General features: G+C 67.7%; 12 protein-coding genes. 7 read left to right on the top strand and 5 right to left on the bottom strand.

Annotated features, from left to right (window positions below; genetic code table 11):
* Positions 1 to 135: 135 nt before the first annotated feature.
* A complete protein-coding gene (gene trmB, locus KOF26_RS15740; RefSeq protein WP_216327246.1) occupies positions 136 to 816 on the bottom strand; it encodes a tRNA (guanine(46)-N(7))-methyltransferase TrmB in 681 nt (226 codons plus the stop codon).
* A gap of 303 nt (positions 817 to 1,119) precedes the next feature.
* Between trmB and KOF26_RS15745 the strand changes: the two genes are divergently transcribed.
* The 3 genes from KOF26_RS15745 to KOF26_RS15755 all read left to right on the top strand — a co-directional run bounded on the left by KOF26_RS15745 (position 1,120) and on the right by KOF26_RS15755 (position 5,168).
* On the top strand, positions 1,120 to 2,448 hold the full coding sequence (locus KOF26_RS15745) for a metal-dependent hydrolase family protein (RefSeq protein WP_216327249.1): 1,329 nt from the start codon (positions 1,120 to 1,122) through the stop codon (positions 2,446 to 2,448).
* A gap of 48 nt (positions 2,449 to 2,496) precedes the next feature.
* Positions 2,497 to 3,807, top strand: a complete 1,311-nt coding sequence (locus KOF26_RS15750; protein WP_216327252.1) for an amidohydrolase family protein — start codon at positions 2,497 to 2,499, stop codon at positions 3,805 to 3,807.
* An 86-nt stretch (positions 3,808 to 3,893) separates the two neighbouring features.
* Complete coding sequence (locus tag KOF26_RS15755) at positions 3,894 to 5,168, top strand: metal-dependent hydrolase family protein (protein ID WP_216327255.1); 1,275 nt, start codon at positions 3,894 to 3,896, stop codon at positions 5,166 to 5,168.
* 61 nt (positions 5,169 to 5,229) lie between these two features.
* Here the strand turns inward: KOF26_RS15755 and KOF26_RS15760 are convergent, their stop codons facing one another.
* From KOF26_RS15760 to KOF26_RS15775, 4 genes are all read right to left on the bottom strand, one after another.
* The gene (locus KOF26_RS15760) at positions 5,230 to 5,880 is read right to left on the bottom strand and encodes a PEPxxWA-CTERM sorting domain-containing protein (RefSeq protein ID WP_216327258.1); all 651 of its coding nucleotides are present in this window, start codon (positions 5,878 to 5,880) and stop codon (positions 5,230 to 5,232) included.
* Positions 5,881 to 5,988: 108 nt separating this feature from the next.
* Entirely contained in the window at positions 5,989 to 6,468 is a 480-nt protein-coding gene (locus tag KOF26_RS15765) for an Lrp/AsnC family transcriptional regulator (RefSeq protein WP_253201507.1), read from the bottom strand.
* Positions 6,465 to 6,944, bottom strand: a complete 480-nt coding sequence (locus tag KOF26_RS15770; RefSeq protein ID WP_216327274.1) for a hypothetical protein — start codon at positions 6,942 to 6,944, stop codon at positions 6,465 to 6,467. The genes KOF26_RS15765 and KOF26_RS15770 overlap by 4 nt, the downstream gene beginning before the upstream one ends.
* Positions 6,945 to 7,056: 112 nt before the next feature.
* The gene (locus KOF26_RS15775) at positions 7,057 to 7,635 is read right to left on the bottom strand and encodes a nitroreductase family protein (RefSeq protein ID WP_216327275.1); all 579 of its coding nucleotides are present in this window, start codon (positions 7,633 to 7,635) and stop codon (positions 7,057 to 7,059) included.
* Between the two features lie 156 nt (positions 7,636 to 7,791).
* On the opposite strand from KOF26_RS15775, the gene KOF26_RS15780 reads away from it, so the two are divergent.
* The 4 genes from KOF26_RS15780 to KOF26_RS15795 all read left to right on the top strand — a co-directional run bounded on the left by KOF26_RS15780 (position 7,792) and on the right by KOF26_RS15795 (position 14,447).
* Entirely contained in the window at positions 7,792 to 9,504 is a 1,713-nt protein-coding gene (locus KOF26_RS15780; RefSeq protein WP_216327278.1) for an amidohydrolase, read from the top strand.
* Positions 9,505 to 9,728: 224 nt separating this feature from the next.
* Positions 9,729 to 10,505 (top strand): class I SAM-dependent methyltransferase, encoded by a 777-nt coding sequence (locus KOF26_RS15785; RefSeq protein WP_216327281.1) that lies wholly within the window; start codon positions 9,729 to 9,731, stop codon positions 10,503 to 10,505.
* A 261-nt stretch (positions 10,506 to 10,766) separates the two neighbouring features.
* The gene (locus KOF26_RS15790; protein WP_216327283.1) at positions 10,767 to 13,325 is read left to right on the top strand and encodes a DUF7133 domain-containing protein; all 2,559 of its coding nucleotides are present in this window, start codon (positions 10,767 to 10,769) and stop codon (positions 13,323 to 13,325) included.
* A gap of 204 nt (positions 13,326 to 13,529) precedes the next feature.
* Complete coding sequence (locus KOF26_RS15795; RefSeq protein ID WP_216327286.1) at positions 13,530 to 14,447, top strand: ABC transporter ATP-binding protein; 918 nt, start codon at positions 13,530 to 13,532, stop codon at positions 14,445 to 14,447.
* Positions 14,448 to 14,449 lie beyond the last annotated feature (2 nt).

The following is a 14,449-nucleotide window of genomic DNA, read 5'->3' on the forward strand; positions in this document are numbered from 1 at the left end:
GCCACGCAGATGCGTGTCAGGACCTCACCCCTACATGAATACTGTATGCAACCCAGGGCCGCGTCAACACGCAAGCCACGGCTGTCACGGTTTATCGTTGCCGCAATGTTTCAAGCTGTTGCGCAATTGCCGCGATCAGCGGCGCCGGTAGCGGAAATACCAGACCTCATGGCCCTTGCGACGGGCCTTGGCTTCGTAACGGGTCTCGGGCCAGCCGCCCGGACGCACCAGGAAGTCCTGGGGCTCGTTGGCAAGCCATTCGAACTCGGGTTGATTTTGCATCACCATCATCGCCCAGCGGCAATAGACCGGATCATCCGTACCGAGGCGAAATTCGCCGCCCGGCTGCAATTTCGCGCCGATGAGCGCCATCGGACCGGGATTGACCATGCGGCGCTTGGCGTGACGCGCCTTCGGCCAGGGGTCCGGATGGAGCAGGTAGACGAAGCGTAGTGCCCCGTCGGGCACACGCTCCAATACGTCGAGCGCGTCGCCCATGTGAATACGGACATTGGGCAGATGTCGGTCGCGAACCTGCGCCAGCGCGCCGACGACGCCGTTGAGGAACGGCTCGCAGCCGATGAAGCCATGGTCGGGCAGCAGGTCCGCGCGATAGCCGAGATGCTCGCCGGCGCCGAACCCGATCTCGAAATGCAGCGGGCGATCGTCGCCGAACAGCGTGACGGCATCCACCGGCCCTTGTTCGGGGACGGCGATGGCCGGCAACAACTGCTCGACCAGATCGGACTGGCCGGCGCGCAACGCATGGTTCTGCCGCCGGCCGTACAGGCGGCGGATCGTCATCGGGTCGTTCATGGCGCGCGGCTTAGCGCCGTCGGCGGGGCTGGGGAAGCGATGCCGGGCGCCCGCCCGATTCTTAGCGCAAAGATACCACGCCCTTCGGCTAATCCGATGTGGATCATACGGATAGCCGGGCGAGGCGGGCCGAATTTGGTATTGCCAAACGGGTCTCAGGAGTTAACGTCAGCCCTATCCGAAGAACAGAAGCGCGCCACGGGGGCATCCGCACCGGCTTTCCGCATCTATTTCCAGGGATTCCTCCAACTCCGCTCGCGCGGGGTGGGGCGAGGTCGTCACGATCGAACAGGGGTGAGACGCATGATCCGCAACCGGGCCGCCAAGGCCATTTCTCTGGGTGTCGCGCTGGGCGCTCTCGCTGCGATGATGGCGCCGGCGCCGGCCGCTGCCAAGGATGTGCTGATCCATGCCGGTACGCTGATCGACGGGGCGAGCGCCACGCCGCGCTCGAAAGTGTCGATCCTTATCCATGACGATCGCATCGCCGAGGTGCGCGACGGCTTCGTGCGGCCGGGCCGCGGCGTCGAGCTGATCGACCTGTCGGGCGCGACGGTGCTTCCCGGCTTCATCGAGTGCCACGACCATATCTCGTCGAGCGGCGACCGCCGCCCGCTCAACCGTTTCGTGCAGAGCGAGGGCGACGCGGTGATCGCCGCCGTCGCCAACGCCCGCAAGGAGATCGAGGAGGGCTTCACGACCGTCCGCGACCTCGGCTCCGGCCCGCTCACCGCGCCGGCGATCATCCGCGCCATCGAGGCCGGGCAGATCATCGGCCCGCGCTACTGGACGGCGCTGCAGGCGATGGGCCCGACCGGCGGCCATTCCGATCGCCTCAACGGCCTCAGCCCGGCGATCAGCGTCGAGGGCCGCGACGATGCGATCATCGATGGGCCTGAGGACGCGGTGGTCAAGGTGCGCGCGCATCGCCGCAACGGCGCCACCGTGATCAAGATCATGCCGTCCGGGGGCGTCGGCTCGATCGGCGACGATCCCAACCACATGACGATGACCGACGCCGAGATGAAGGCGGCGATCGACACCGCCCACGCGCTCGGCCTGAAGGTCGCCGCCCACGCCCATGGCAAGCAGGCCATCGACCACGCCATTCTCGCCGGCGTCGATTCCATCGAGCACGGCACCTATTCCGATGATGAGAGCTACCGGCTGATGAAGGAGCATGGCACCTTCCTCGTGCCGACGCTGCTCGTCGCCGACGCGATCTACCAGACGGCGGTGAAAACCCCGGACCGGCTGCCGCCGACCGTTGCCGAGAAGGCCATCGCCGTCACCCCGACGATGGTCGGCAATGCCGGCCGCGCCTATCGCGCCGGCGTCAAGATCGCGTTCGGCACCGATCAGGGCGCGACTTCCGGCCGCAACAAGGCGGAGGAGTTCGCGCTGCTCGTCAAGGCCGGGCTGACGCCGATGGACGCGATCTTCGCGGCCACCCGCAACGCCGCCGAGCTGATCGGCACGCCGCAGGACATCGGCTCGATCCAGAAGGGCCGCTACGCCGACATCGTCGCGGTGAAGGGCGATCCGCTCGCCGATATCACGGTTCTCCAGCGCGTCCAGTTCGTGATGAAGGGCGGCGAGACCGTCAAGCGCGACGGCAAGCTCCTCCGCTAGTTCCGGCGCGACGCCCGCGCCATTCCAATTCCAGTCCGAGGATCGGTCATGAAGACTCTGCTCGCCGCCTCCTGCCTCGCCCTTGCCGTGATGACGGCTGCCACCCCGGCCGACGCCAGGGACGTGGTCATCCATGCCGGCCGGCTGATCGACGGCGCCAGCGCTACGCCGCGCACCAAGGTTTCGATCCTTGTCCACGACGATCGTATCGTCCGCGTCGAGGACGGGTTCGTCACCCCGCCGGGCGCCGAGGTCATCGACCTGTCGGCGAAGACCGTGCTGCCCGGCTTCATCGACGCGCACGACCATATCTCGATGAGCGAGGACTGGAGCACGCTGGCGCGCTTCACCCATACCGACGGCGATGCCGTGCTCACCGGCGTGCGCAACGCCCGCCGCGACATCGAGACCGGCTTCACCACCGTGCGCGACGTCGGCTCCGGCCCGCTCGAGGCGCCGGCGCTGATCCGCGGCATCGAGGCCGGAACGATCATCGGCCCGCGCATCTGGACGGCGCTGGAAGCGCTGGCGCCGACCGGTGGCCATTCCGACGCGCAGAACGGCATGCGCGGCGACATCAGCTTCGCCCAGCGCGACGCGGCGATCATCGATGGCGCGGACGACGCCCGCTACAAGGTGCGCGAGCATCGCCGGCGCGGCGCCATGCTGATCAAGATCATGCCCTCGGGGGGCGTCGCCTCGATCGGCGACGATCCCAATCACATGACGATGACCGACGCCGAGATGAAGTCGGCGATCGATACCGCCCACGCGCTGGGCATGAAGGTCGCGGCGCATGCCCATGGCAAGCAGGCGATCGACCATGTGATCATGGCCGGCATCGATTCCGTCGAGCATGGCACCTATGCCGACGACGAGAGCTACCGGCTGATGAAGGAGCATGGCACCTTCCTCGTGCCGACCCTGCTCGTCGCCGACTGGATCTACCAGACGGCGGTGAAGACCCCGGACCGGCTGCCGCCCACCGTCGCCGAGAAGGCCATCGCCGTCACCCCGACAATGATCGGCAATGCCGGACGCGCCTATCGCGCCGGCGTCAAGATCGCCCTCGGCACCGATCTCACCGGGCTCTCCGGCCGCAACAAGGCGGAGGAGTTCGCGCTGCTCGTCAGGGCCGGCCTGACCCCGATCGACGCGATCTTCGCCGGCACCCGCAACGCCGCCGAGCTGATCGGCGCGCCCGAGGATATCGGCTCGATCCAGGCCGGCCGCTTCGCCGATATCGTTGCGGTCAGCGGCGATCCGCTCACCGATATCAAGCTGCTCCAGAAGGTCGATTTCGTGATGAAGGGCGGCGAGGTGCTGAAGACCGGCGGCAGGATGGTGATCCGCGACTGAGCCAGCGCGGACGGACGGACGGACGAACGACACGAAGAAGGGAACAGGAATTGCGCATCGTTACCAGCTTGTTGAGTGCCACCGCGATGATGCTGGCCGCGGCCACGCCCGCGCTCGCCAAGGATGTGGTGATCCACGCCGGCCGGCTGATCGACGCGGTATCCAATGCGCCGCGCAGCAAGGTCAGCATCATCATCCATGACGATCGCATCACCGATGTGAGGGACGGCTTCGTGACGCCGCAGGGCGCCGAGGTCATCGACCTTTCGACCAGGACGGTGCTCCCCGGTTTCATCGACGTTCACGATCACGTCACCGGCGGCGGCGCCCGGCGCGACCGGCTGCGCGGCACGCCGGAGCAGGCGGGCATGCAGTCGGTGTGGAACGTGCGCGCCATCCTGAAGGGCGGCTTCACCTCGGTGCGCGATGTCGGCGGCAATATCGAGGTGCTGGCGGCGCTGCAGGATGCGGTGGATCGCGGCCTCGTCCCCGGCCCGCGCCTGACCATTTCCGGCCCGGCGATCAGCCCCACCGGCGGCCATTCCGATCCGACCAACGGCATTGATCCGCGCTGGGAGCGTGCGGACGACTGGAAGATGACGGTGATCGACGGCCCGGACGAGGCGATCCGCGCCGTGCGCGAGCTGCGCAAGCGTGGCGCCCAGGTGATCAAGATTCACTCCTCGGGCGGCGTCGCCAGCGTCGGCGACGATCCTAACCTCCAGTTGCTCAGCGACGATGAGCTGAAGGCGATCATGACCACCGCCCACTCGCTCGGCCTGAAGGTAGCGAGCCACGCCCATGGCAAGCCCGGCATCGACGCGGCGATCAAGGCCGGCGTCGATTCCATCGAGCACGGCACCTATTCCGACGCCGAGACCTATCGCATGATGAAGGAGCGCGGCACCTACATGGTCCCGACGCTGTTCGCCGCGCAGGAAATCTACGACATGGCGGTGAAGTCCCCGGACAAGCTGCCGCCGACCGTCGCTGAAAAGGCCATCGCCGTCACGCCGACGATGAAGCACAACGCCGCCAACGCCTATAAGGCCGGCGTCAAGATGGCGCTCGGCACCGATCAGCTCGGCTATCGCCCGCATGGCGAGAATGCGAAGGAGTTCGAATATCTCGTCGCCGCCGGCATCAAGCCGTTCGACGCGATCATGATGGGCACGCGCAACGCCGCCGACCTGCTCGGCAAGACGCAGGATGTCGGCTCGATCCAGAAGGGCCGCTATGCCGACATCGTCGCCGTCGATGGTGACCCGCTCGGCGACATCACCGAGCTGCAGCGCGTCAAGTTCGTGATGAAGGGCGGCAAGGTCTACAAGCAGAACGGCGCGATGCTCGCCGAGGATTGATCGCCCGCCCGGGAGGAAGAAGGGCCGGCCTCCGTCGTGGAGGTCGGCCCTTTTTTTGCAGTCAGGCGCTAGCGCTGGCGGGCCGGATGCGGCAGCGGCGCAGCCCCGCGCCGGCGACGCCGAAGCCGAGCAGCATCGTCGCCCAGCTCGCCGGCTCCGGCACGGCGGCGGGGCTCGGCCGCTCCGTGGCCACATTGATGAACACGAAGGTCAGGTCGTTATAATCCCGGTCGCCCAGGTTCGGATCGTCCTCGAAGCTGACGAACACGCCCGCCGGCACGTCCGGGACGAGCGGATCATAGGCATAGGCGGCGGAATAGACATGGTTGAAGCCGCCGGCATTGAGCGACGCATCGCTGGACAGGCGAAAGCTGTCGCCGCCGCCCACCACGTCAATGAAGAATTCCAGCGTGTCGCCGGCGCGCGCCATGCCCAGTTCGGAAACGCTGTAGATGGCCGGATTCGGCCCCAAGCCGTTGATCGGGAACACGCCCTGCGCGATTTCGACGCCGTTCACTTTCAGGCCGAGCGAAATCTGGAAGCCGGCCGATGCGCCCATGAAATAGGCATAGATCGGGCCATCGCTGACGGCGTTGAAATCATAGACTGCGGGGTTTTCCACGCCGCGGTCGGGATAGACCGGGGTGGCCGCGTCCGCCGGTGCGGCGAGGGTGAGCGCCGCCGCCATCGCGATCGGCAGGGTGATGGACATGCGCATTGGCCGGCGTCTCCTGAAGGGGCTGGCGATGCGGCGCCGCGAGGCGATCCAGCTCCGTCGCGAAGTTGAGAGGAGACGGGGGGCAGCCCGCCCCGGTTTCCGTCAGATCGGCACGGACGGTCGCTGCACCACCGCCTTGAGCGCGAAGCTCGACTGGATGTGCGCCACGTCGGTGATGCGGGTCAGCTCGCCGAGCACGACCTGATAATGGTCGAGATCGCGCACCACGACGCGCAGCAGATAGTCCGACCGCCCTGTCATCATGTAGCAGCTGACGACATGGGGCAGCTTCTCGACCGCCGCCTCGAAGGCGCTCATCGTCGCTTCCGCCTGGCGTTCCAGCGTGACGAACACGAACACGCTGATCCGGCCGGCGATCTTCTCCTCGTTGAGGATCGCCGTATAGCCTTCGATATAGCCGTCGTTCTCCAGCCGTTTCACGCGCCGCAGCGTGGGGGTGAGGGACAGGCCGATGCGCTCGGCAAGGTCGCGCCAGCTGATCCGTCCGTCGCCGCTGAGGGTGCGCAGGATGCGGACGTCCATGCGATCCAGCTTGCCGCCATTTTCCAGGATGTCGTTCATGGCTGTATCGGCACCTGCTGCGCGTCGATCAGGCGATAGAACACGCCGCCGCGATCTGCGCGCACCAATTCCATGCGGCCGCTCAGCATGATCGGCTCACTGCCCGCGCTCACCGGCCCGGACAGCCGCGCCTCGACGAAGCGCTGCGGCCCCGGCGACATGTGGAAGAAACAGTCCGGCTGCGCCGCGAACAGCAGCATGCGATGCTGCTTGGCGTCGGCCTCGTCCAGCGCCATCGGGAAGCCGACCAGCTTCACCTTGGTGCCGTCCAGCGCGGCGACGTCGCCCGGAAAGCTCGGCTTCAGATGGCTGGCGCCCTGGGCGTCCGTCCACTCCACCGCCTCGGTCTCCTCCAGCGTGTCCCATGACAGCGTGCCCGGCACGTTCGGGGCCAGCCGGTCATTATGGGCGAACGCCGGCGCGGCCAGGGCCGATCCGGCGGCGATTATCGTCGCGAAATAACTGATTACCCGCATATTCCCCCCAATTCCGGCCCAAGCCCGGACAATCGGTCGACCCCCCGCGCTTCGTCAAGGCGCACAATTGGACAGGGGGCATGACCCTGGTGATTCCGGTCGGATGGTGATGTCAGGGCGACAGGCGGGTGACGACCTGATCCGGGCGCACCCGCTCCCGCTCCGCCGCGCGCTCGGCGGCGGTGCCGATCAGCACGACGCCGGCGACGCGCTCACCCGGCGCGACGCCGATCAGCGCCGTCGCGCGATCGTCATAGGCATGCCACCCGGTCAGCCAGTTCGCTCCGAAGCCGAGCGCCTCGGCGCCGTTGAGCAGATTCATCGCGACGGCGCCGGCGGAGAGCCATTGCTCCCACTCCGGTACCTTGTGCCCCGGCACCGCCGCCGAAATCACCGCCACGACAAGCGGCGCGTCGGCGAGTTTGCGGGTCGACACCCGTGCCTTGGGCGCATCCTCCCGCGTCTCGGCGATCGCCATCAGCCGCTCGATCCAGCGCGCCTTCGCCTCGCCCTCGATCAGCACCAGTCGCCACGGCGCCAGCCGGCCGTGATCGGGCACGCGCAGCGCGATCTCCATCAGCCGCGCGATCGCGGCGGCGTCCGGCCCCGGGGCGGCGAGCGCATCCGGCGCCGCCGATCGCCGCCGCGCCAGCAGGTCCGCCAGATCCGGGGAGGGGGAAGGGCTGGTCATGGCGCTCCTTTTTCACGTCGCGGGTTGGTCCTCCATAGGCGCTCCGGCCCGCTTCCCGCCACCCTTGACGACTCCCGACTCGCGTGATCAATGATGCCGACGCCGCAGCGCAGCGACGCAAAAACAGGCGGGGTCGGGGACAAGGGGGCTCTGAACATGACGCGACAGCACAGCCGCAGAGGATTCATCGGTCTCGCCGGGGCCGGCATGGCGGGGCTGGTCGGCACGCCTTGGCTGGACGCCGCCCTCGCCGCGGAGGGCGGGGACGCCGATCTGGTGGTCTTCAACGCCAAGGTCTACACCGTCGACGATCATATGGCCCGCGCCCAGGCTTTCGCGGTGCGCAACGGCCGTTTCGTGGCGGTGGGCAGCAACGAGCTGGCCCGCGCGCTGGTCGGCCCGCGCACCCAGCAGATCGACGCCAAGCAGATGACGATCGTGCCCGGCTTCATCGATTGCCACAACCACGCCACCGGCGAGGTGCTCGTCTACGAGGTGCTGGTCGGCAATCCGTTCGAGGTCGAGTTCGTCACCATCCAGAGCATCGTCGACAAGCTCAGGAAGAAGGCCGGCGAAACCGCGCCGGGAACCTGGGTCGAAGGCTTCTTCTTCGACGATACCAAGGTCAAGGACGGCCGCGAGCTCAACCGCTACGACCTCGACAAGGTCTCCACCCAGCACCCCGTCGTCGTGCGCCATCGCGGCGGCCACACCTCCTATTACAACAGCCGCGCTCTGGAACTTGCCGGCCTTACCGAGGCGACGCCCAATCCCCCCGGCGGCACTTTCGACAAGGGGCCGGACGGCAAGCTGAGCGGCCGCGTCACCGATCGCGCCCGCGCGGTGTTCGAGAAGGTCGGCACGCGGCCGAGCTACACGCCTGCCCAGCGCGCCGAGCGCAGCCGCAACGGCCTCGCGCATATTTCCAAGGCGTTCGTCCGCTACGGCCTCACCGGGGTGCATCATCAGGGCGGCGACTTCTTCGCGCTCCAGCAGGTCCGCGCCAATGGCGACCTGCTTCACCGGGTCAGCTTCGAGACCAGCGGCGCGATGCTCGACGCGATGATCGCCAACGGCATCCGCACCGGCTTCGGCGACGAATGGATCAAGCTCGGCGCCACTTCCGAACACACCGTCGACGGCTCCTTCTCGGAGCGGACGATGGCGATGAGCACGCCTTACGAGGGCATCAGCCCGCCCTACAAGGGCAATGTCACCGAAGGGCAGGACGTGCTCAACGCCTGGGCCGAGAAGGTCCACCGCGCCGGCATCCGCATGAATTGCCACGCCAATGGCGATGTCGCCATCGACATGGTGCTGAAAGCCTATGAGCGGGTGCTGGCGATGATGCCGGCTCCAGCTGCGCGGCCGAAGATCACCCATTGCACGATGATCAACGACGATCTGCTGCGGCGGATCAAGGCCTCAGGCGTGGTGCCGGCGGCCTTCACCACCTACGCATATTATAATTCCGACAAGTTCCACTTCTACGGCGCCGAGCGGATGAAGAACTGCATGCCGTTCCGCAGCTTCCTCGACGCGGGCATTCCGGTGTGCGCGGGATCGGATTTCAGCCCGGGACCGTTCGCGCCGCTGATGGGCATCCAGGGCATGGTGACGCGCACCGGCTGGAACGGCGAGACGTGGGGCGCCAACCAGCGCGTGACGGTGGCCGAGGCGCTGCGCATCAACACGCTGAACGGCGCCTATGCCTCGCAGGAGGAGGACATCAAGGGCTCGATCACCCCCGGCAAGCTCGCCGATTTCGTGATGCTCGCCGACGACATCCACACCATCGCGCCGGACAAGATCAAGGACGTGAAGATCGTCCGCACCGTCACCGGCGGCAGGACGGTGTACGAGGCATAGGGCCGGGCCGGCGGGTCCGCCCGCCCGCCCACGCCAGAACTCACCGCTGGCGTGATCCGGCTGTCCTGCGGCAGGTGCCTCCGGCGAAATGCACGGTCGGGACGGGCGGAGCCGGGAGTCCGGATGGCGCCGGCCGAGCACGGGCGATATAGTCCCGGCCAATGTTCACCGGAGTGACCGAAGATGGCGATTTCCGTCCTTTCTGCTGATCGGGCGAAGCGCCGATGACCGAGCCGGGGGCACTGCACCAGACCGCCCAGGAGGGCTTTTCATCGGCTGCCGACGTCTATGCGCGCGGCCGGCCGGATTATCCGCCGGCCGTCGATGACTGGCTGCGCGACGTGGCGGGCATCGGCCCGGGCAAGCTGGTCGTCGAGCTGGGGGCGGGGACGGGGAAGTCCACCGCCCATATCCGCGCCCTTGGTGCCGGGGTGATCGCCATCGAACCGGTAACGGAGATGCGCGAGCAGCTCGCCCGCGCCTATCCGGAGATCGACGCGCGCGACGGCACCGCCGAAGCCATCCCGGTCGCGGACGGCGCTGCGGACGCGGTGCTGTGCGCGCAATCCTTCCACTGGTTCGCGACGGCGACCGCGCTCGCCGAGATTCGCCGCGTGCTCAAGCCGGGCGGGGTGCTGGCGCTTGTCTGGAACGTTCGTGACGAGAGCGTCGACTGGGTGGCCGAGCTGGAGGCGATCATGGCGCCGTTCCAGGGCGATACGCCGCAATATACCACCGGTCTGTGGCGCAACGCCTTCCCGGCGGACGGCTTCGGACCGCTCGAGGCGGCGCAATTCGCCAATGGCCATGAAGGGCCGCCCGAGCGCGTCATCGTCGATCGCACGCTCTCCACCAGCTTCATCGCGGCGCTGCCCGAGGCGGCACGCGATCGCTTCGCCTCGCGGGTGCGCGTGCTGATCGCTGAAACACCCGAGCTGCGCGGCAAGAACCGCGTCACATTCCCCTATCAGGTGCATGTCTACGCGACGCGCAAGCTCTGATAGTAGACAGTCCGCGACAGGCGCCGTGCCTGCGCCGAATGGCGCGAACCCTCTGCTCGGGCGCCCGAAAATTTCCGATGACGCGGCGAAGCTGACGCGCTAGGGGGAGGTCCTGTATACAGTGGACCTCCTAATGGTGCCACGGGCCGCAAGGGGCGGCGGCCCGCCGATGCCGGGGTGAACCACAGGATCGGTATTCTGGAGAGGGACGGTAAAATGCGCTTTGGCGTCAAGGTGATAGCTGGACTGGCACTTGCTTCCGTGTTGGCCCCGCTGATGGTGCATGGCCAGACGACGAAGGGCGGGGGGCCGCTCAAATCCGCGTCGAATCTGCCGTGGCCGGCGCCTTTCGCCAAGCAGGTCGACGCGCCGCCCGCCCTGTCGCCCGCCGATGAGCTCAAGACCTTCACGATGCCGCCCGGCTGGCATGTCGAGCTGGTCGCTGCCGAGCCGCTGATCCGCGATCCGATCCTCTCCGAGTTCGACGGCAATGGCCGCCTCTGGGTGCTCGAGATGCCCGGCTTCGCCGTCAACGAGAAGATCGACAACAGCTTCGAGCCGATCAACACGCTGGTCGTCCTCGAGGATACCAATCACGACGGCGTCTACGACAAGCGCACCGTCTTCGCCGACAAGCTGATCATGCCGCGCGCGTTCAAGATCCTCGACAAGAATTGCGCGCTGATCGGCGAGCCGCCCAAGCTGTGGAAGATGTGCGACACCAATGGCGATCTGAAGGCTGACAGCAAGGAGCTGATCGCCGACACCTTCGCCACGCAGGGCGTCGTCGAGCATGGCGCCAACGGCCTCTACTGGGGCATGGACAATTCGATCACCGTCGCCGAGCACACCTGGAACGTCGCCTTCAAGGACGGCAAGTTCACCACCACGCCGACGCTGAGCCGCGGCCAGTGGGGCGTGACCCAGGATGATGGCGGCCGCATCTACCGCAACGTCAACACCGATCCGCTGTTCGTCGATTATGTCGCGTCGCACTATTATGTGCGCAATCCCAACCTGGTGCGCACCTCCGGCCTTTATGAGTCGCTGGTCGATCAGGAAAAGACGCAGATCTGGCCGGCCCACCCGACGCTCGGCGTCAACCGCGGCTATCGCAAGGAAGTGACCCGCGAGGACGGCTCGGCCTCCTATTATCAGGGCGTGTCGTCGCCGATGATCTATCGCGCCGACAAGCTGCCCAGGGAGATCCACGGCAACGCCTTCGTCGTCGACGGGCCGACCAACATCGTCCACCTGCTCAAGCGCCAGGACGACGGCACCGGCACCCTTTCCGCCGAGGATTTCTACAAGAAGGGCGAGTTCCTCGCCTCCACTGACGAGCGTTTCCGCCCGGTATCGCTGACCCCGGGCTGGGACGGCACCTTCTACATCGTCGACATGTATCGCGGCGTCTCGCAGGACGGCCCGCTGCAGACCGATTACCTCCGCAGCTATGTGCTCAAGCACAAGCTGTGGGAGGGCATCCACATGGGCCGCATCTATCGCGTCGTGCGCGACGGCATGACCTTCGACAAGCAGCCCAACATGCTGAACGAGACGCCGAAGCAGCTCGTCGCCCATCTGTCCCACCCCAATGGCTGGTGGCGCGACACCGCGCAGCAGCTTCTCGTCCAGCGCGCCGACAAGTCGGTGGTGCCCGATCTCAAGAAGCTGGCGACAAGCGCCCCCGACCCGCGCACCCGCCTGCAGGCGATGTGGACGCTGGATGGTCTCGGCGCCAGCGACCCCCAGATCGTGCTGAAGGCGCTCGACGATCAGTCGCCCGATATCCGCGCCGCCGCCGTGCGCCTGTCGGAGCATTGGCTGGCCGATGCCGGCAGCCCGCTCCGCGCGGCGCTGATGAAGAAGATGGACGATCCCAACTGGTTTGTCCGCCGCCAGCTCACCGCCACTTTCGGCGAGCTGCCCGGCGACGCCCGCGTCGCGCCGATCATGGCGATGCTCGACAAATACGGCACCGACAAGATCGTCGTCGACATCGCCGTCAGCGGCCTTCGCGGCCAGGAGGCGATGGTGTTGGAGCAGCTGGTCAAGCATCCCCGGCCCAATATCGACGCCGTCACCGTGCTCGCCGGTGCCACCGGCAAGCGCCGCGACGCCACCACCACTCAGGAGCTGCTCGCGCTCGGCACCGACGCCCGCCAGCCCGAGGCGGTGCGGCTGGCGATCCTCAAGGGTGTCAGCCTCGGCCTGAGCGGCGCCAGCGGCGCCCAGACCGCGCAGGTCGCCGGCGGCCGCGCCGGCGGCGGCGGCTTTGGCGGCCCGCGCCGCCCGACCAGCGCCGCTGTCGATCTCTCTGCCGAGCCGACCGCGATCACCACCCTTTCCAAGGGCAGCGGCGAGGCCGCCGAAGCCGCCAAGCAGATCGTCGCGCTGGTCGGCTGGCCGGGCAAGCCGGTGGTCCAGGCGACCGCCCGCACCCCGCAGCAGGAGGTGATGTTCCAGGCCGGCAAGACCATCTACGAGCAGATGTGCTCGGGCTGTCACATGGATCAGGGTCAGGGCGCCGAGCATGTCGGCGCCAAGCTCGCCGGCTCGCCCTACGTCAACGCCCGCTCGTCGAGCGCGGTGGTGCGCATCCTCACCCATGGCAAGGAGGGCTCGATCGGCCTGATGCCGCCCGCCGGCGCCACCATGTCGAGCGAGGAGCTGGCCTCGATCCTCACCTTCATCCGCGGCAGCTGGGGCAACACCGCGCCGCCGGTGTCGCCGGCCGAGGTCGAGGAATGGAAGGCGATGTACGCCTCCCGCAATACGCCCTGGACCGACGAGGAGCTGAAGGCGAGCAGCAACCGGTAGGACGTTCCGCTATCCACCACGCTCCGTTCGGCATGAGCCAGGCATCGAGCTTCGGAAATGCCGTAGCGAAGGGCCGGCGCGGGCTGACCCTTCGCTACGAGGCTTCGACGAGGTCAGCCACTCAGAGCGAACGGAGCGTGGTGCGGCACTGGCTGTTGCAAAGAAGGGGATGTGCTGCGGCCCCGGTCCCGGCATGATCCAATGATGAACGCAAGCCTCACAGTGACCCACCTCGCCAGGCGCCACGGCGCGGTGCAGGCGGCCGCGGATATCGGCTTTGCCGTCGACGCGGGGGAGATTGTCGGCCTGCTCGGCCCCAATGGCGCGGGCAAGACGACAGTGATCGAATCGATCGCCGGGTTGATCGAGCCCGATGAAGGCGTGATCACGATCTGCGGCATCGATGCCCGCGCGCGGCCTGGCGCGGCGCGGCAGAAGCTCGGCGTCGTCCTCCAGTCCACCGGCCTGCAGGACAAGATCACCCCGCGCGAGGCCATCACGCTGTTCGCCCGGCTGCACGGCACGGCCGCCGACCCGGCGCCGCTCCTCGCCCGCTTCGGACTCGACGAGAAGGCCGACGCCGCCTTTGCCACCCTGTCCGGCGGCCAGCGCCAGCGCCTCGCGCTGGCGCTGGCGTTCGTGGGCGCCCCGCAGCTGGTCCTGCTCGACGAGCCGACCACCGGCCTCGATCCGCATATCCGCCGCGAAGTCCATGATCATGTCCGCGCGATGCGCGACGAAGGCCGCGCGATCCTCGTCACCACCCATGACATGGCCGAGGCCGAGCAGCTTTGCGACCGCATCCTCATCCTCGATCGCGGCCGCATCGTCGCCGAGGGAACGCCGGCGGCGCTGATCGCCGAGCCAAGCGCCGCGATCCGCGTCTGGTTGCAGGCGAGCGCCGCGCCGGCCTGCGGCTGGCCCGCGGCGCTGCCGCACATCCACGATCTGGCCGGGGAGGGGGCGGAGCTGCGCTTCACCACCGGCGATCTCAACCGCGCGCTGGCCGGGATCATCGCGCTGCTCGACGGCGAGGGGCTGGCCATCGCCGCGATGCGCGCTGGCCGGGCGACGCTGGAGGACGTGCTGGTCCAGCTCACCGGCCGCGATCCGCGAGGCTGAGG

It is taken from the genome of Sphingomonas quercus (assembly GCF_018863195.1).
Classification (GTDB): Bacteria; Pseudomonadota; Alphaproteobacteria; order Sphingomonadales; family Sphingomonadaceae; genus Solisphingomonas; species Solisphingomonas quercus.